General features: G+C 60.0%; 14 protein-coding genes. 8 read left to right on the top strand and 6 right to left on the bottom strand.

Features of this window, described 5'->3' with window-relative positions; all coding sequences use genetic code 11:
• Positions 1 to 20: 20 nt before the first annotated feature.
• The 7 genes from ACZ500_RS08030 (at position 21) to ACZ500_RS08060 (ending at position 8,736) form a co-directional block, all read left to right on the top strand.
• Positions 21 to 575 (top strand): MarR family winged helix-turn-helix transcriptional regulator, encoded by a 555-nt coding sequence (locus ACZ500_RS08030; RefSeq protein ID WP_464231987.1) that lies wholly within the window; start codon positions 21 to 23, stop codon positions 573 to 575.
• 282 nt (positions 576 to 857) lie between these two features.
• On the top strand, positions 858 to 2,072 hold the full coding sequence (locus ACZ500_RS08035) for a trimethylamine methyltransferase family protein (protein WP_464233020.1): 1,215 nt from the start codon (positions 858 to 860) through the stop codon (positions 2,070 to 2,072).
• A 67-nt stretch (positions 2,073 to 2,139) separates the two neighbouring features.
• Positions 2,140 to 3,762, top strand: a complete 1,623-nt coding sequence (gene asnB / locus ACZ500_RS08040) for an asparagine synthase B (protein ID WP_464231988.1) — start codon at positions 2,140 to 2,142, stop codon at positions 3,760 to 3,762.
• Between the two features lie 45 nt (positions 3,763 to 3,807).
• The gene (locus tag ACZ500_RS08045; protein WP_464231989.1) at positions 3,808 to 5,142 is read left to right on the top strand and encodes an NAD(P)/FAD-dependent oxidoreductase; all 1,335 of its coding nucleotides are present in this window, start codon (positions 3,808 to 3,810) and stop codon (positions 5,140 to 5,142) included.
• 286 nt (positions 5,143 to 5,428) lie between these two features.
• Positions 5,429 to 6,244 carry an MBL fold metallo-hydrolase gene (locus ACZ500_RS08050; protein WP_464231990.1) on the top strand — a complete coding sequence of 272 codons (816 nt, stop codon included), beginning with the start codon at positions 5,429 to 5,431 and terminating at the stop codon, positions 6,242 to 6,244.
• A 334-nt stretch (positions 6,245 to 6,578) separates the two neighbouring features.
• Positions 6,579 to 7,757 carry a trimethylamine methyltransferase family protein gene (locus ACZ500_RS08055; protein WP_464231991.1) on the top strand — a complete coding sequence of 393 codons (1,179 nt, stop codon included), beginning with the start codon at positions 6,579 to 6,581 and terminating at the stop codon, positions 7,755 to 7,757.
• 28 nt (positions 7,758 to 7,785) lie between these two features.
• A complete protein-coding gene (locus tag ACZ500_RS08060) occupies positions 7,786 to 8,736 on the top strand; it encodes a nitrilase-related carbon-nitrogen hydrolase (RefSeq protein ID WP_464231992.1) in 951 nt (316 codons plus the stop codon).
• 177 nt (positions 8,737 to 8,913) lie between these two features.
• On the opposite strand, the gene ACZ500_RS08065 is transcribed toward ACZ500_RS08060, so the two are convergent.
• The 6 genes from ACZ500_RS08065 to ACZ500_RS08090 all read right to left on the bottom strand — a co-directional run bounded on the left by ACZ500_RS08065 (position 8,914) and on the right by ACZ500_RS08090 (position 11,614).
• Positions 8,914 to 9,219: a hypothetical protein gene (locus tag ACZ500_RS08065; RefSeq protein ID WP_464231993.1), complete on the bottom strand. Its 306-nt coding sequence runs from the start codon at positions 9,217 to 9,219 to the stop codon at positions 8,914 to 8,916.
• Between the two features lie 541 nt (positions 9,220 to 9,760).
• A complete protein-coding gene (locus tag ACZ500_RS08070) occupies positions 9,761 to 9,925 on the bottom strand; it encodes a hypothetical protein (RefSeq protein ID WP_464231994.1) in 165 nt (54 codons plus the stop codon).
• A 13-nt stretch (positions 9,926 to 9,938) separates the two neighbouring features.
• Positions 9,939 to 10,343 carry a type II toxin-antitoxin system tRNA(fMet)-specific endonuclease VapC gene (gene vapC / locus ACZ500_RS08075; RefSeq protein ID WP_464231995.1) on the bottom strand — a complete coding sequence of 135 codons (405 nt, stop codon included), beginning with the start codon at positions 10,341 to 10,343 and terminating at the stop codon, positions 9,939 to 9,941.
• Positions 10,340 to 10,567, bottom strand: a complete 228-nt coding sequence (vapB, locus tag ACZ500_RS08080; protein ID WP_464231996.1) for a type II toxin-antitoxin system antitoxin VapB — start codon at positions 10,565 to 10,567, stop codon at positions 10,340 to 10,342. The genes vapC and vapB overlap by 4 nt, the downstream gene beginning before the upstream one ends.
• Positions 10,568 to 10,944: 377 nt before the next feature.
• Positions 10,945 to 11,151, bottom strand: a complete 207-nt coding sequence (locus ACZ500_RS08085) for a hypothetical protein (RefSeq protein ID WP_464231997.1) — start codon at positions 11,149 to 11,151, stop codon at positions 10,945 to 10,947.
• Between the two features lie 229 nt (positions 11,152 to 11,380).
• On the bottom strand, positions 11,381 to 11,614 hold the full coding sequence (locus ACZ500_RS08090) for a hypothetical protein (RefSeq protein ID WP_464231998.1): 234 nt from the start codon (positions 11,612 to 11,614) through the stop codon (positions 11,381 to 11,383).
• Positions 11,615 to 12,076: 462 nt separating this feature from the next.
• Between ACZ500_RS08090 and ACZ500_RS08095 the strand changes: the two genes are divergently transcribed.
• Entirely contained in the window at positions 12,077 to 18,346 is a 6,270-nt protein-coding gene (locus ACZ500_RS08095) for an FG-GAP-like repeat-containing protein (protein ID WP_464231999.1), read from the top strand.
• The last annotated feature ends 1 nt before the right edge of the window (position 18,347 follow it).

The raw sequence follows: 18,347 nt of genomic DNA on the forward strand, positions 1-18,347 counted from the left end.
CCCATCGAGGGTTCAAAACCATGCCATCGTATTGCAACACCGCAGAAAATCCAAAACCCGCTCAGGAGGAAAGAGACCTACTCATCGGCGAGATCCTCTATCAAATACGCCGCCTGGGACAGGCGGGAACCCTTTACTCCAAGGAGTTGATAAAATACCATCAGATCAGTACGCCGCAGTTGAACTGCGTCCTCGCCCTGCACGCCAACGGGCCTATCCCCGCCTCCCAGATCGCCCGCCTTATCCTCGTCAAATCCAGCACCGTCACCGGCATCATCGATCGGCTCGAACAGAAGGGCCTCGTCCGTCGAGTCCGCAACTCGCCCGACCGCAGGGTCATCATGATCGAACTGACCGAAGCGGGCGAATCCTTGGCCATGAACGCCCCCCCGCCTGTTCAGCGCAAAATCATGGAAGGGCTCCGAAAGCTCCCTCTGCTCGAGGTCGAAAACATCCGCAAGGGGTTGCACACCCTGACCGGGATGCTCGACATGCCGGACCTTGCCGATCTCGAGATGGAGCATCTCGACGAGGAAATCGAAAATACACCCCCTTTGGATCTACCCAACGAGTAAAACGCGACCTCCGTTTCTGACGCTTGCCGAGCCTCCCCCTTGACAAGCGATTTTTTTTAGCGTAGTATTTTGAGTTGAAACTATTTTGCATGATTTGGTTTTTATACAAATCATCCGAGAGGAGATCCCCCGGGATCACCGGGCCCTTACAGAGGGCGCCGCTTCTTTCGCTTGACTCGATGATATCCATCCGGGAAGGCTGCCCATAAGGGCGACGATCCAATCCAGAAACGAGGATGGAGCGTGATCCAACCTGCAAACAAGGAGAATAGCGTGGAACGTATGAGAGAAGACCAGGTAGCGCAGTCCAAGGCCGCTCTGGGAGAAGACACCGTCCAGATGCTCCTCAGGACCCATGAGGACGCCCTGTGGATCCTCGAAAACCTCGGCGTCGGCTGCCGGCAGCCCGATATCCAGGCGGCCTTTCAAGCCTATGAAAACGATGGCCTCGGTTTTGTTTACGAGGATCGCATCTTTGTCACCAGGGAACTGGTGCAGCGATGCCTCAAGACCGTCCCCGGACTGGACGACTTCTTCGTGCCCCTGAACAGCTTCTTCATCGGCGGCACCGCACCTTACGTTTACGACGATCGGAAGGGACAGGGCGGGATCTTCCCCAATACGGACTACGCGAAGGAAATCGCGCGGATTGCACAGGCGAACGATGCCATTGCCGGAATGGGACGAGGCATCAAGCTGAAAAACGAGGTCGAGCAGATGTCTCTGATGTCCGAGATTTGCTCCAAGCCCCTTTACTTCGCGGTCACCTCCGATGCCGCGCTCGCCCGCGCAAAAGAGCTATACGAGGAGCGGAAGGACATCATGATCGTTTTCTGCCTGACCCGCCCACCCCTCGAGGTCAACGAGAATTTCTCCGAACACTTCGTCAAGGTGGTGCGGGCCGGCCTGCCGGTCTTCGTTTCGGCCATGCCCATGGCGGGCATCAGCGCCCCCTACTGCTACAACGGGGTGTTGGCCATGACGCACGCCGAGGTACTCTTCGCCATCTGTGCGGCGCAGCTGCTGAACCCCGGCGTGACCTGCATCCACGCCGGCTTCCCGACGATCGCCGACCCGCGCATCGAATACAACCCGAACTACGGACTCGTGAGCCACTTCCTGCTCAATATCCTGATGACCCACCTGAATCTCATACTGGATCTCCCCACGTGTCAGAGCGCCGGGACCACCCACGAAGAGCATCTGACCGACAGGGCCTATCAGGACGCCATGGCCGGGCAGGCGATGTGCATGAAATACGGTTTTCACATGATGCGCCACCCGTTTGCCTTTCTCCGCTATCTGATCGACTTCTCCTTCGAAAAGCTCGACAAGGCGAGCCAACTCTCGAAGAAGATCACCGCGGCCGACGCCCCCCGTATCGAGATGCCCGTCTACGACGAAAGGGGCATGGAGTCGATCCAGCAAATCGGCCTCGGCATGTACATGGAGGATCCCCTGACAACCGCGAACCTCGGCAAGATCTTCGTGAACTGAGAACGCCCTTCTTTCAGTCGGCAATATTCCGAAACATCTTTCGAATATCTTACGATAGGAGGCTGCCATGTGTGGTATTGCGGGGTGCGTAGGCACCCCAGATACGGAAACCGTCAACCGGATGCTGGACGCGCTGGGTCATCGCGGACCCGATGACCGGGGAATCCATCCCCGCGAGAACTTGGTCTTCGGACACACCCGTTTGTCGATTGTCGACGTCGCCAAAGGACATCAGCCGATTCTGGCCAACGGGGGCAGCACGGGGATCATCTGCAATGGGGAGATCTACAATTTCCGTCGACTCAAAAAGTCGCTGCGGCCCAGACATTCCTTCGGCACCGATTCCGATACGGAAGTGATCCTGCGGCTCTATCAGGAGAAAGGACCCGAATGCGTGAAGGAATTGGACGGCATGTTCGCCTTCGCCCTCTTCGACGGCGACGCATTCCTGATGGCCCGCGACCCGATCGGCATCAAACCCCTCTACTACGGCTACAGGCAGGGCGCCCTCTACTTCACCTCGGAGCTGGGCGCCATGACCCTGGCCGGCGTCGACGAGGTCCATGAATTTCCGGCCGGGCACTACTACACCCCCGAGAGCGGCTTCGTGCGCTATTACGACATCCCGCCCATCGAGGATCACCTCCTGACGGATATCGAACCGGTCTGCCGCAGGATCCGGGAGACCTTCGTGAGGGCCGTCAAGAAAAGGCTCCTTGCCGACCCGGAGGTTCCGGTCGGCTCCTTTTGCAGCGGCGGACTCGACAGCAGCCTCGTTGCCGCCATCGCGGCCGAGGAGATCCCGAATCTGCACACCTTCGTGGTCGGGATGAAGGATGCCTCCGGGGATGTCAGCGACGACGTCAAGGCGGCAAAGATCGCCGCTGCGCATATCGGATCCACCCATCACGAACTGCTCTTTACGGAAGCTGAATATCACGAGGCCCTGCCGCTCGTGATCCAGAAGCTCGAGACCTACGACCCGTCGCTGGTCCGCTGCGCCGTCCCCTGCTATTTCACCTGCAAACTCGCCGCCCGCTATGTGACGGTCGTTCTGACAGGGGAAGGGGCCGACGAACTCTTCACGGGCTACCACTATATGAAGCACTTCCCCTTCGACCAGCTGAACCTGGAAGCCCGCCGGTGCATCGGCAATCTCCACAACATCAACCTGCAACGCGCGGACCGTATGGGGATGCATTTCAGTCTGGAACTGCGCGTCCCCTTCCTGGATGTCGACATGATCGACCTCAGCATGAAGATCCCCCCCGAGCTCAAGATCCGGGAGCACAACGGGGCCAAGATCGAAAAGTGGATCCTGCGCATGGCATTCCAAGACACCGACTACCTCCCGGACGACATCCTGTGGCGCTACAAGGTGCAATACACCCAGGGAGCGGGCTGTGAAAGCCTGGGTGAACAGATGGCCGAAGCAGCGATGAGCGACGAAGAATATCTGCGGATCAGGGCGGAGAACCCCGAGGCCGTCATCAACAGTAAGGAAGCCGCTTACTACTTCAAGATCTTTCGGGAATTTCACCCGCAGGACTCCATCCTGGGGTCCATCGGCATCTGGACCGGCTTCGATTTCGCTGAAGAGCGGGAAAAGGTCAAGGGGACCGTCGACGGTGCGCTGAAACACGACCACTCGCGGGCCCCGGAAGGCCTGTCCAAGCTCGCCACCGCCTGATTCATCTTCACAACCACCCCGACAAGAAAGGACGATATCTATACGATGGCACTTCCATCCCAATCCAAATATGTGATTATCGGTGCAGGCATCCATGGCCTCAGCACCGCCTGGCATCTGGCCAAAACCCTGAAGAAACACCCCGGAGCGGGCTCCGGCAAGGATATCCTGGTGCTCGACAAGACGGCGATCGGCGCCGGCGCCTCGGGCATCGCCTGCGGCGTCATCCGCAACAACTACTTCCAGCCCGCCATGCGCGAACTGATGGCGCACAGTGTCGCCATCTGGGAGGAGGACGCGGAAAAATACGGCTACCACCCGGTAGGGTACATGCAGATATCCCCCGAGGTGATGCATGAGGATGTGGCGGAGATCTACCGCCAGCAAAAGTCCATCGGCTACACCTCCGACTTCATCGAAGGGGAAAAGGACTGCCTCGCCTACATGCGGAAAAACGTTTTCGACGACTGGCAGGCGAAAAACATCACCTCCATCCTGCATGAGAAGCTCGGCGGCTACGCCCACAACACCCGCTCCCTCTACCGCCTGGCGGACAAGGCCGAAGCCGAAGGGGTCCGCATCATGACCGGGGTGAGCGTCACAGGCATCCGCACCCAGGGGGGCGCCGTCACCCATGTGGAGACCGACAACGGTCCGGTCGCCTGCGACTGGCTGATCGCGGCCCCGGGCCCCTGGGCGAAGACCTTCTGGGACATGCTCGAACTGCCGAACGTAATCGACGTCAAGGACCGGAACGGGATCGTCCACCAGGACATTCCGATGTGGACCTACTGGTGCCTCGTCGAAGGGACGCTCGGGGTCCCGCCCGAATACGCCATGGACAACCGGGGGCAGATGCCGCCGGTCATCCACGTCGATTCGGATGCCCCGCTTCACTCTAGCGAGGATGGATCCCTCATCACCGATGAAATGTGGGGCATCTACTACAAGCCGGATTTTCACTTCGGAGGCGTGCAGGGCGGGGCCGCACCCTACAAGGTGGAAGGCGACGTCACAGTCGATCCTTACGGCATCGACTCGCCGGATTTCGTGGTGGGGCCGGAGTTCGTCCACATGTGGACCTCGGCGCTGGCCCACTGCCAGAAGCGCTACGAAAACCGCTACCGGGACTACAAGAACGAGCCCTCGGGCGGACTCGGGTGCTTTACGCCGGACAGCTTTCCCATCTTCGACCGCTTCAAAGACAACTGCTACATGATCCTCGATTCCAACCACGGCTACAAGATGATCGGCGTCGGCCAACTGGTCGCCAAGGAGGTGCTGGGGGAAGAGCAGGCGCTGTTGAAGCCCTTCCGCTTCGACCGCTACCAGAAAGGGGAGCTGCACCCCGTTTCCCACAGCCCCTTTCCCTGGAGCTGATCACCGGTTTGCGCCGCACAAGGGATGTCTACTCCCGGGGACGGCGCCGCTGCCGGGCATCTTTTGCCGCACACGCCGTCTTTGAAGGCTGCATCTTGCGTGCATCTTGCGGCGGACAGAACTGCCTTTTCACCCTGCCAAACGACGCCGGCTCCGCCGAGCAGGCCCTCTGCCAGAGGGGATTCCCCGGACTCGAGGTATCGACAACCCTTGCAGCCCGGGGGCGCATCACATGCCGGCGCCGGGAAAAACCATGGAGATGACCATTCTCGGATCAGGGGGATGCATGGGCATCCCCAAGCCCCTTTGCGGGTGCAGGATCTGCACGGAGGCGAGGGAAAAAGGCGGCCGTTACCGGCGAACGGGGCCTTCGGCCTTCATCCACGATGAACATGTCCTGATCGACACCCCGGCCGATGTCTGCGCGCAGATCAACCGCTGCGAGCTGACCCGGATCGACCATCTGCTCTTCACCCACCTCGATCCCGATCACGTGGAAGGGTTCCGGGTCGTCGAGCAGATCGCACTCGATTTCCGGTCCTGGGAGGCCTACCCCGAGAAGCGGATCCGTCTGCATCTCCCCGCCGCCTTGGACGAGCGAATCCGTGAGATCCGGTCCATCTACGGACCATCGATCGATTTTTACGAGCGGCAGGGCTTCGTCGAACGCGTGGCCTTCGATGAAACGGCCCGGATCGGCGGTCTGCACGTGACGGCGATCCCGGTCGATCGGGGCGCCCAGACGGCCTTCGTGCTCGTCTTCGAAGACGCCGGGAACCGGATCGTCTATGCACCCTGCGACATCAAGCCCTTTCCGGAGGATCGTTTGGAGGTGCAGCGCGCCGACCTGCTGGTCATCCAGCCCGGGATCTTCGAGGACGGGCTGAAGCACGGGTTCCATTATCCTGCGTCGCACATCTCCCGGCAGACGCTTTACACCTTCGAGGAAACCCTGGCCCTGGCCGGACGCATCGCAGCCCGGCAGGTTCTCTTCGTGCACCTCGAAGAATACTGGAACCGCGGCTTCGACGACTATCGGGCGCTCGCGGAAACGCTGCCCAATGCGCGTTTCGCCTACGACGGTCTGACGGTCCGTGTGTGAGCGCACCCTTTCACCCCATCCGCTGATTCGTTTAGGGGACGAGCGGGATTTTAGACTAAAAGTCCCTATTTGAACGAAAAAAATGTCCACACCGGAATCGAACGTAAAAAAGGTCCATACCGAAATCGACCTAAAACATGTCCATGCCGTAAATTTATATGAACACGAACACGTTTCCAGGCGGGGAATCAGGATTTTCAACCAGGATCGCGGGAATCAAGCCATCGCGAGGAGGCGCCCCCTCCCGGATCACCGCGCGAACAAACGCGCGGATGGATGGCCCATTGGCTGAAAGAGACGGTTTCCGGCCGGGGACAGGAAAGGTGTCACAAAAATGCAGCTACCCATGAACGGATACATCGATCGCATACACCAGGACGCGCTTCGCGTGTTGGAGGAGGTCGGCGTCCGCTGCGCCAACCGTCAGGTGAAATCCCTTTTTGAAGACACAGGCCTTGCGGCCTACGATGAAACCACAGGGCATATCCATGTACTGGCACCGCTCGTGGAGCAGGCCCTGCAGTCTGCGCCCAAACGGGATCGCTACTGGATCGGCCAAAACGCCTTCGGGGTGGGTGGGACAGCCCCGTTTGTCTACGACGACGACACCGGCGAACTGATTCCGCCCACCTTCGACCACCTGATCCGCATCGCGAAGACCGTTCAGCAAGCGGACGAAGTGGCCTTCATGGCCCGCGGCGTCCTGATCAAGAACGCCGAAGTACCGGTGATGGAGACCATCATCGAACACTGCTCGAAGCCGATCTATGTGGCCGCCCTAACCCCCGAAGGGATCGAGAAGGCCCGCGAGATCCACGAGACGCGCGGCGGGTTGACCCTGCAGTTTTCCATCATCAACAGCCCCCTCAATGTGATCGAGAGCATGATCGACCCGTTTCTGGCCTCGGTCCGGGCGGGCATCCCCATCTACGTGTCGACCATGCCCATGGCCGGGCTCTCCGCCCCCTACTCCATGTCCGGTCTGCTCACCCTGACCCACGCCGAGGCCCTTTTCGGGATCACCCTGACCCAACTCGTCAACCCGGGGATCACGGTCGTCCACGCCGGGCTGCCTTCCATCGCCAACATCCAGAAGAACTATGCGGTGGACCTCGGCCTGGTCGCCCACAATGTCGCGAACCTCCTCATGGAAAAAGTGAATGAACGACTGGGCCTGCCTTCCATCCAGACCGCCTGCACCACCAGCCAGGACGCCCCCAACGGCCGGGCCGAAGAGGAGGCCGTCAAGGGCTTCGGACTGATGAAGCAGCACGGCTTCCACCAGATGCGCCACGCCTTCGGTTTTCTGCGCGAACTCATCTCCTTTTCGATCGCCAAGCTCGAGCGGCACATCGCGCTGTGCCGTGAAACCGGACCGGAGGCGGCACCCGATTACCCACTGGAACCCTACGACGAGGAGGGGCTGGAGACGATCCGCAGAAACGGCAGCCAGGCGAACTTCATGCGCGATGACCACACATTGAAGAACACCGGAAAGGCCTTTGTCTGCTGATCATCGGAAAGGATGGAGGTGAGAACGTATGCGCATTGCCGTCTATCAGACCAGTCCCGTCCTCCTGGACGTCCAGACCAACCTTGCCGGCATCATCGAAAAGATCCATGCGGGGCGCGAACAGGGGGCCCAGCTGATCGTTTTTCCCGAACTGGCGCTGACCGGCTACTTCGTGGGGCACCACTACCCGAAGGTCGCCCTCCGGATGGACTCGAAGGAAATCCGGCAGATCGCCGAAGCGAGCCGGGGCACGGCCGCCGTCGTCGGTTTCATCGAGGAATCCCCCTCGATGAACTTCTACAATTCCGCGCTGGTCGCCGTGGACGGCGAACTCCTCTTCGCCTATCGCAAGCTCAATCTCCCGAACTACGGGGTGTTCGAGGAGCGTAAATACTTCTCCTCCGGGAAAAAGGTTCCGGTCTTCCGCTATGGCGGCTTCTGCTTCGCCGTCTACGTCTGCAACGACCTCTGGCACCCGTCCCTCCCCTACCTCGGGGTCACCCAGAAGGCGGACGTCTTCATCACGGTCATCAACTCCTCCAAGGAATCGATGGGCGACGGGTTCTCCAATATCGAAAGTTGGGAGACCATCAACACCTTCTATTCGCGCATCTTCGGCATTTACAACATCTGCGCGAACCGGGTCGGGGAGGAAACCTTCGGGGAGTGCGAACCCGCAGGCCTTTCGACGGACTTTCCCCATCAGGTTCCAAAAACCTACCGGTTCTGGGGGGGAAGCGAGGTTATCAACCCCTACGGGCAGCGGATCGCCAAGGCCCGCCTCTACGGGGAAGACGCCGTCTTCGGAGAGCTCTCACGGGAGATCCTCCGCGAAAAGAGGATCCAGCTTCCCTATCTGCGCAATGACGACCCCTACTTTACCCACCGGGAACTCCAGCGCATCCTGTTCAAGAAACTGACCACCCCTCCTCTTGCCAACGCGCAATACCGCTGCCACAGCAAGGGCGAGAAACCGTGATCCGCACGTAACCTCGGGCGCCCCTTCCCTGTTATCGAACATGCGGGAGGCGCAGCGGATGACGGGGCCTGCGCCGTCAAAACCGGCCCCGCAAAAGAGGTCCTCTACGCCCGTCGGATCTCGAGGCCGCTTCAGCCTTCAGCTTGCCTCCGGAACCTTGCCGCCAAACAACGGCGCCTAGGGGATGTCGGTTTCGTCCTCTATCAGGCAGCGGCCCTCCGGGCAGAACAGCCTCAGCCAGGCGCCCCGCTCTTCCTTCTCCGCGCTGGGGCGGAGCGGCAGATCGATCCGCTCTTCCTCCTTCAAGCAAGCGCCATCCGGACAGAAAACCTCCAGCCAAAGCCCCTTTTCAGCGCCCGACTCGGCCTCCTTCCGCTCTTCGGCCGGGATCGACACGATCTCCGCCTCCGTCAAACACCGAGCCTCCGGACAAAAGACCTTCAGCCAGGCCCCCTTCCCGACGGATCGTTTCTCCTTCTCCATGGCTGCACCTCCTGACCGCTCCAAGGGTTATCGATTGCCCGAATGGGCCTCCATCCCCAGTGCCCTACCGCCAGACCCCTGTAAACCTCACCGCCGCCCTGCGGGCCGAAAAACCGGCAGACACATACTCCCTCGAGGCTGCGGCCAGTCTCTCCCTATCGATCTATGCGGCTGTGAGTGATGCCAGGACGTAAACCCTGCGTCAATCCCCGGGACGCAGGCCTCCAGGCCTTGCAGGAACCCATTCCTTCCTAAAAGGAACCCTACGCATAAGAATCATTGTGCCGACTGCATGCAGAAAGTCAAGATTCATACAGGAAGCCCAAGAACCGTCCCCAGCCGGGAAAACGCCTCCCCCACCGGATTTGAACCACCCGCTCCTGCGCCCCCTGGTCGATGCCGCTGAACGGGACCGTCACCCTCCACCCGAGCGCAATCCCCTCAGGCGACGACGAAGCACGCCCCTGGTGCAAGCTCACTGCCCCCCGGCCGGTGCTCGTGGGCCCTCGTGTTCAATGTATTCGAATAGGCAAAGGACTATTTAGTTTCCATCCGGAAATGATTTCGCGGTAGAACCCAGTTTCCAATCCGGAAATGAGGATTTTTGGCCAATATCAAGGAAATCAAGCGTTTGTGCGGAGGCGACCTGTAGGTCGCCGCACAAGCAAACGTGCAGATCGACGCCGAGATTGGCCAAAAAGACCATTTCCGGATGGAAACTATTTAGCCCAGTTTTCGATTTTCAGGGATGCGATACGGCTGAACTCACGTTCGTTGTTGGTGACCAGAGTGCAATTGACGGATAATGCGTGCGCCGCGATGAGCATATCCATTGACCCTATCGGGCTTCCAGGGCGTTCCAGATAGGTTCGAATCTTCCCGTACTCCTGGGCAGCCAAGTCGTCATAGGAGAGGATTTCAAGGGGAGCCAAGAATTCGGCCAGGGCTATTCTGTTCTGATCGGGTCGAGAGCTTTTTTCTGCGCCGTATGCAAGTTCGCTGAGTGTAATCGAAGAAACCCCGATATCGGAAATTCGAGCGCCCTTCAGTCGTTCGAGTGCCTGTTCCGGCTTCTTTTTGATGATGTAGATGCAAATGTTGGTATCGAGCATGAAGCTGGTCACAATGCTTCCCTCGACTCAGGTTCTGGTTGTTCACGCGTACTCATGAAGTCCTCTGAAAAATGGTCGAGGCTATTGATGAGTGAGGCCCATGGATCATCCTTAGGAATGAGCATGACCACCCCATAAAGTTTTTTGATATAGACGTCAGATCCCGAGAACCGACAATCTTTGGGCAGGCGAACCGCTTGGCTCCGTCCATTGATAAAAAGGCGCGCTGTTTTCATGTGAACCTCCATCGTACGATTGATCGTTACCAGGGTATATACCATGGAATGTGCCGCATGTCAATGGAAAGATGAATCTTTTCGCGCAACCAAAAACCAACTGCAAGAGTATGGCGGACCTCTTTGACATCTATCGTCCGTCCCTCGTCGCTGTCTTTCAAACCGGCTTCAATGGCCTATCGCACATAGATCCTGCGCATCAAATCCTCCCAGGTTGCCGAATCGGGAAGAGTTTCGACCATCCGGTAAGTCTGCTGTTTTACGCTCTCAGTCTGCATTCGGGAAATCCCTCCTCTCCCTGGTTGACTCCAGCAGTTGCACACTCTCCATCCCATTTACGATCATGCCTATAAGATTCCTTGGAAGAAGCCGTGTCCTTAATGATCCAACACCTCAGAGTCGACATAGTAGTAGGCGCCGTCGTCGTTCATCGCGATCTTGCCCTGGTAGAGGAGGATCTCGACCGCCTTCGGGCGGTAATCGCGCACACCGATGCGGATCAGGTCCTTCCGAGCATAGGGCAGAGGGACCGCCGATTCAGGGGCGACAGCCCCCTTGCCAACAGATCGTTTCTCCCCTTTCACAGATGCACTTCCTAATCGTTCTAAAATGCGTCGACCGCACCGCTCCGAAAACAACGAGGCGGGCGCAATCACCTCGGCAGGTATCCTGCCCGTTTCCATCTTCTTTACCGGGTTCTGCTCCCAACTGGTGTCCATCCGGAAATGATTTCCCAGCACAACTCAGTTTCCAATCCGGAAATGAGGATTTTTTGTCAATATCAAGGAAATCAAGCGTTTGCGCGGAGGCGACCTATAGGTCGCCGCACAAGCGAACGTGCAGATTGACGCCGAGATTGGCAAAAAAGACCATTTCCAGATGGAAACTAACTGGGCCCGACATCATGGGAAGCCCTGTCTTCGAAAAACGGCGGTCGATCCAACGCCGCCCTACGGCGGGCCATGTCCTGCCTTGAAAATAGTGCAGCGATGCATCGGATGCCGGGCGATATCGCTGCGCCTCGCTGTCTTTCGTGGTCAGAGCCATGAATAAGAATCCTTTCACCATCGTCTGACAAGGGTCTTAATGTTCATACAAGCCATTGGAATAACATGCAACCTTCGTGCACTGATCTTCCAATGGACGCATTTACATCCCGTTTTCGCCCATTCGGCACACATCTTGATTCTGCCCATGCCTGAACACCCGTCGCGCCGCCAGGGATATGGATTCCGAACGGCGCAAGATCGCCGGCAGGTATCCGCAGCGCCGGCCCTTGAATCATCGACCTCCAATCGGCCTGGACATCGGCCCCATTCAGCCGATCGCCAGGTAACATCATTGAAGCGACCCCGTAGCGGACCCGTAGAAGCGATCCCTAACCGACCGCATGGGCCCTAAACCTTGAACCTCTAACCGGACTCGCCCCCCGTGCCATGAAGGCCACAGAGTCTGAAAGCAGGCACCCCGTTTCCCTGGCGCCTGCGGCCTTCCCGAGGGGGTTGGATCGTGAACCGGCTGTTCGACCGCGGTGCGGGTCTCCGCCCGATTGCGTGGGTGTTGGGATGGATGCTGATGGTGACAACGATTCCGGGGATTGAAACGGGATACTGCAAAACCACCACGGGCGGCGATGCCCGGCTGGTTGAAGCCAGATGCGAAGCAGGACGGCTCGCAGCCGCTTCCGGCGCCTTGGCCAACCCGCTCCGGCAAAGCCTCCAGGCATCCGAACAAGTGCTCGAAGCAAGCTCAAAATCCCCGAAACCCACTCCCGAACCATCGGAGCCCCCTCCGGAGGATCCTCAGCGGAGCAGCCCGGCCGAACCCATGCCCTCGGATCAGGATACGAGTGGCACGCTCGGCGTCCTGCTCCCGGGAAGCCCCTCTTTCGGGGGGTCGGCCGCCTGCGCCATCCCGATCCTCGTTCCGCCCGGGAGATGCGCCGTCTCGCCCGAACTCGCCCTCACCTATGACAGCTCCCGCACAAACGGCTGGGTCGGCGTCGGGTGGTCGTTCGACCTCGGCGCCATCCAGCGTTCGACCAGACACGGTCTGGATTACGCAGCCGATGACTTCGTCGCCACGATCAAGGGGGCCGCCTCCGAACTGGTTCGAAGGCCCGAATGGGGCCAGGGGTACTACGGCGAGCGGATCGAGAGGGCCTTCTCGAAATATTACCGCAACCCCTCTTCCGGAGGCTGGGAGATCCTCTCGCGGGAGGGGCTGAGGTACTTCTACGGATCGAGCGCCGCCTCCAGGCAGGAAGGCCCCTTTGGCATCTTCAAGTGGTGCCTCGACCGGGTCGAAGACCCGAACGGGAACTTCATGACGGTGACCTACCGCAAGGACCAGGGGGAGATCTATCCCCTTCGGGTCGACTACACCGGGAACGGCAGTCTCGCCCCATCGAACCGGGTCGAGTTCACGACGGAAGACCGCCCGGACAAGACCCTTTCCTATCCGGGGCATGACAAGGCCGTGACGGCTCAGCGCTTGAAGAGCATCGCCGTCTACGCCGGCAGCCAGCTGGCCCGGCGCTACGTCCTCGCCTACGAGCAGGGCCGCGCCAGCGGCCGCTCCCGGCTCCTTTCCATCACCCAGTACGGCACCGACGGCAAGACGGCGCTCCCCCCGGCCGCCTTCGGCTGGCAGGAAGGCGGCACCGGCTGGGATGAGGGCGGGAGCCTGAACGATTTCGGGTTTGCGGCCTATCCCCACACCGGCCTTTATATGGGCTGGGAATACGGCGTCCACATCGACTTTTACGACCGCTACCCGGTCATGACGGGGGATTTCAACGGAGATGGCCGGACCGATATCGGACGGTTGACCTGCACCGGGGCGATCTTCTATGTACGTACGCCGGAGGGAGGCTGGAAGAAGATCCAGGAGATCGTCGACGACCGGATCGGAAACTGCACCCTGATCGAAGGCGCCCAGTGGCCCGTGATCACCGGGGATTTCAACGGGGATGGCCGGACCGACTTCGGCCGGGTCCATGACGGCGGGGTCCGGATCTATTTCGCCTCAGCCGGCGATGGCTGGCGGCGGATACCCGATCTGGCCGATTTCGGGGCGGGGGCCTATCCCTGCTGGTCCTGCTATCCGACCTTCACCGGGGATTTCGACGGCGACGGCAAGACCGACATCGCCCGGGCGGGAGGCAGCGGGATCAGCGTCTACCGCTCGAAGGGAGACGGACAGTGGGCCCCCTTCGCCTCGATCGAAGGGGATCTCAGCACCGGACAGGGCTACACCGACACGAGCCTCTACCCGATGGTCATCGGGGATTTCAACGGGGACGGGCGCACCGACATCGGACGGGTCCATTCCTCGGGGATGCGGGTCTACTTCTCGGATCCTGCGACGGGATGGCGCCGGATGCCGGACGTCTCCGAGTTCGGGCGCAATGTGGGATACGTGAACGCCGGTCAGTACCCGGTCTTCGTCGGCGATTTCAACGGGGATGGCAAGAGCGATGTCGGCCGCGTGCACACCCGCGGGGTCGGGGTTCTGCTTTCCAAAGGCAACGGGCAATGGGAGCGCGTAGCAGATATCGACGGCGACCTCGGGATCGACCAGGGCTACACCGGCACAGGGACCCATCCGATGGTCTTAGGGGATTTCAACGGGGATGGAGGTATCGATATCGGCCGGGCCGGGGACCAGCAGATCCGCTCTTACCGCTTCGACGGCGCCAAGGGCTGGGTCGCCCTCGAACCCCTCGTCCGGTTCACCAAGGCCCAGGACTATACCAGCACGATGAAATTCCCGATCCTCACCGGGGATTTCGACGGGGACGGCAAAACGGACATCGGCCGCATCGGTAAGCAGCAGACAGACGTCTCTCTGTCCAAAGGCCCCTTCCCCGACCTTCTGGCCGAGATGAAAGGCAACCTCGGCGGGGGCGCCGCGATCACCTACGCGCCCTCCTCCCGCTACGCCAACATCCTCCTCCCCTTCAGGGTCTATACGGTGTCCAGCATCACGAGCGACGACGGGCTCGGGAATCAGTCGACGACCCGCTACACCTATGCCGGGGGGTATTTCGATGCCGCCGAACGGGAGTTTCGCGGCTTCGGCTATGTCCGGAGGCAAGACCCGGACGGCAGCACGCACGATACCTGGTACCATCAAGACCGGTACCTGAAAGGCCGCCCCTACTGCCAGGTCCACCGCGGACCCGATGACGGACCCATCCTGGCCGAGGAGCATTACACCTGGGAAAAGGCCTTTCTGGATCAGGGCGAAACAACCGCCCATGTGCGCCTGTCCTGGAAGCAGACCTGCTCCTACGACTACGAAAGCGGCAAGACCCATGAAGTCTCCACCGAGCAAGGGCATTCCTACGACAAGACAAACGGCCATCTCGTCTGCACCTGGCAAAGGGCAACCAACGCCCCTACCCTGGCCCGGATGTGGACCTACCAGAACCTCGGCGGGTGGCTCTGGCGCCTCACGGAGGAAACCCTCCTCGAAGGACGGGCGGCAGGAAAGGAGTACGAGTGGATCCCCGCCCGGAGGAAACGCTGCGGATACGGCGCCACGGGCAACCGCCTCTGGGAGGAGGCCTGGCTTGACGGGGGAAAGAGCCCCCGCACCAGCTTTGGCTATGACATGTACGGGAACCTGACCCAAGTGACCGACCCCTTGGGCCGCAGCACGCGCACCACTTACGACACCGACACCTGCTCCTACCCCGTCAAGGTCACCTATCCCCGGACGGGAACCATCGATCATGTGATCGAGAAGGGCTACGATCCCCGCTTCGGCTCCCTTTTGTGGGAAAAGGACGAAAACGGCCGCGTCCTCCAGTATGCCTACGACCCGCTCGGACGCCTCGTCCAAACCGCCTATCCGGACGGAGGGGTCACCTGGTCGAGCTACGGCTTCGAAAGCCTTCCCCGATATACCGCCACGGCCCGCCTTCAAGACAGCGAAGGGAACGTGCAGGCCGAATATGTCTATGTCGATGGTCTCGGCCGCCCCATCCAGACCATCGGCTTCGGTGAAGAAGGAAAGCCTGTCATCGCCTACCGCCATTACGATGCGATGGGCCGGGAGGATCTGACGGCCGGCCCCTACTTCCTCGAGGACGGCAAGCCGCCCGCCCGCTACCCCTATCGGCAGACGGTCTACGACGAGCGCGGGCGCCCGCTCTGGGTCATCGGCCCGGACGGCGAACACGGTCAAATAGCCACTGCCTATACCTATCAGGGCCTTTCCACAAGCGTGTGGGGGCCCGACGGCACAGGGAAAACCATCGTCAAAGACACGCTCGGCCGCGTCCTCCAGGTCATCGAACAGGCCGAGAGCGGCTGTCTGTATACGCGCTACACCTACAACGCGGCCGGCGACCTGCTGAAGGTCATCGATCACGAGGGCAACCAGACGCAGATCGTCTACGACACCCTGGGCCGAAAAACCACCATGCGCGACCCTGATATGGGTGCGTGGCGATACGCCTATGACCCGAACGGAAACCTCGCCGCCCAGACCGACGCCCGCGGGCTGACGACCCGCTTCGGCTACGACGCCCTCAACCGGCTGGTCCTCAAGGCCTATTCGAACGGGGAGCCGTCGATCACCTTTACCTATGACGACACGTCGATCCCGAACGGACGCGGGAGGCTCCGGAAGGCCGCCCGGGGGTCTCTCGGCACCCTTTACGAAGCCTATGATCCTCTCGGGCGGGTGCTGGCCGTCACCACCGACCTCGGGGAGCAGCAAGGCACCACCCGTTACACCTACGACATCGCCGGCCGGCTCCGCACCCTGACCTATCCGGACGCCTACCGGGTCGACTACACCTATCACAAGGGCACGAGCCTTCTGGCGGCCGTCAGCGGCTCCGACGGCAGGGAATTCGCCCGGTTCACCGATTATACCGCCGCAGGCCGGATCGGCCGCACCGTCTGCGCCAACCGGACCGCCACCACCCGCTCCTATGACCCCTCCTCGATGCGCCTGACCGCGATCCTCACCACCGATCCGAGCGGGATGCCCTCGAAGGATATCCAGCACAAGACCTATCGGTACACGAAGGGCGGGAACCTCTCCGAGATCCTCGACAGCGTCCAGGACGTCACCTTAACCTACACCTACGACCGCCTCGACCGGCTGACCGCGGAAACTCCCTCCACGGCCTCCCTCCCTCCGTTCTCGTTCTCCTATGGGCCCACCGGGAACCTCCTCACCCGGCGCTGCGGGGATGTCACCTTCCGCTATGCCTACGATTCGGTCCGTCCCCACGCGGTCTCATCCCTTCAGGTCGAGCAAAGCGCTGCGGGAGGCGGCAGAATCCTTTCCCGGAACCCCTTTCAATACGACCCGAACGGCAACCTCCTCAACGGCCCTGATCTCACCGACCCCCTCGCCCCCGCGGAGAGGCAGATCACCTGGAACGCGGACAATCAGCCCGTGCAGATCGTTCACAAACGCCCGTCCGGGACCCTCACCACCCAGTTTGTCTACGGGCCGGAAGGTCGACGGGTGAAGAAGACCGTCCAGGGGACCCCCGACACCTGGTATATGGGCGAGCACTTCGAGATCCGCGCCGGCATCCAGACGCGATACATCTTTGCCGGCGCCGCCAGAATCGCCCGCATGGACTCCGGCGGCCTCCTCTTCTTTCACCAGGACCATCTGGGCGGCACCACGGCCCTCACCAATGCCAACGGCCAGGTGGTCGAGCGGGCCGACTATGCGCCTTTCGGCGCCGAACGGAAAGCATCCCGAAGCCAGATCGCCGACCACCGCTACACCGGCCAGGAGCACGACATCGAAACCGGCCTCTACAACTACAACGCCCGCCTCTATGATCCCAGCATCGGACGCTTCATCTCCCCGGATTCCATCGTGCCCGATCCAATGGATCCCCAGACGTTGAACCGATACAGCTACTGTCGGAACAATCCAATAATCTACACGGATCCAACGGGGCATTTTAGCTTAGGGAACTTTTTTGAAGCGGTGTTTACAGGATTTGTAGGCGGTGCGGCTTACGTACTTTCTGGTGGAAATCCGGTAGTGGCAGGAATGCTAGCCGGAGCTGTAGGTAGTGCGTTTACCGATAGGAATATCGAAAGCATCATTCAAGGCGCAACCTTTGGTGGCATCCTCGGAGGCGTAGGAGGTGCCGTATATGCCACATGGGGTGCAAATGGAGCTTATGCAATGTTTGGCGCCGGCGCTGTCGCGGCAACTGCTACAGGCGGATTGGATGGGCTGGCCTATTATGCCGGGGGTATCATCGGCGGCACAGTGGGTGCAGTCTGGGCTAGTAATTTAACAATGCCGAAGTTGCAAAGTGGACAATCGATTGAAGATGACCCTCTGTCTTTTGATGGGAAACGGTTAACGGCAACAGATAACAAAGGAAATATAGTTGATTCTTGGAAGGCTTCGTCGGGTAGACCCGGCACGACGCCTGCTGATCAGGGCTTAAGAAACATAGGGCCAATACCAGAAGGGAAAGAATATTCAGTAAATCCGGGTAAAATTGAAAAATGGTCTGACTTGCCTTTTTTGAAAAAAGCTGCAGCTACCTTCGGACTTATCCACACATGGAATGGGGGTGTGCCTTCTTGGGGCCATTATCGTGTGCCAATCGATATCCCTGGTGGTAGTATACTTGGACGGGGTACATTCTTCATTCACGGTGGTTGGTTTCCTGGTTCAGCGGGCTGTATCGATGTTGGTTCCGGGGAAGGGAGCTTTTTCAATTATCTCTCCGGTCAAAAAGATTCAATACCCTTGACCGTCAAATATTGGAATTAGC

This window comes from Desulfatiglans parachlorophenolica (assembly GCF_055394735.1).

What these genes read in the sequence shown, in the direction of transcription:
- ACZ500_RS08065 (WP_464231993.1), bottom strand. Translation starts at nt 9,219, where the DNA reads ATGGAGAAGGAGAAACGATCCGTCGGGAAGGGGGCCTGGCTGAAGGTC.
- ACZ500_RS08070 (WP_464231994.1), bottom strand. Translation starts at nt 9,925, where the DNA reads ATGGTCTTTTTGGCCAATCTCGGCGTCGATCTGCACGTTTGCTTGTGC.
- ACZ500_RS08050 (WP_464231990.1), top strand. Translation starts at nt 5,429, where the DNA reads ATGGGCATCCCCAAGCCCCTTTGCGGGTGCAGGATCTGCACGGAGGCG.
- asnB (WP_464231988.1), top strand. Translation starts at nt 2,140, where the DNA reads ATGTGTGGTATTGCGGGGTGCGTAGGCACCCCAGATACGGAAACCGTC.
- ACZ500_RS08060 (WP_464231992.1), top strand. Translation starts at nt 7,786, where the DNA reads ATGCGCATTGCCGTCTATCAGACCAGTCCCGTCCTCCTGGACGTCCAG.
- ACZ500_RS08035 (WP_464233020.1), top strand. Translation starts at nt 858, where the DNA reads ATGAGAGAAGACCAGGTAGCGCAGTCCAAGGCCGCTCTGGGAGAAGAC.
- ACZ500_RS08030 (WP_464231987.1), top strand. Translation starts at nt 21, where the DNA reads ATGCCATCGTATTGCAACACCGCAGAAAATCCAAAACCCGCTCAGGAG.
- ACZ500_RS08045 (WP_464231989.1), top strand. Translation starts at nt 3,808, where the DNA reads ATGGCACTTCCATCCCAATCCAAATATGTGATTATCGGTGCAGGCATC.
- ACZ500_RS08090 (WP_464231998.1), bottom strand. Translation starts at nt 11,614, where the DNA reads ATGGCTCTGACCACGAAAGACAGCGAGGCGCAGCGATATCGCCCGGCA.
- ACZ500_RS08055 (WP_464231991.1), top strand. Translation starts at nt 6,579, where the DNA reads ATGCAGCTACCCATGAACGGATACATCGATCGCATACACCAGGACGCG.
- vapB (WP_464231996.1), bottom strand. Translation starts at nt 10,567, where the DNA reads ATGAAAACAGCGCGCCTTTTTATCAATGGACGGAGCCAAGCGGTTCGC.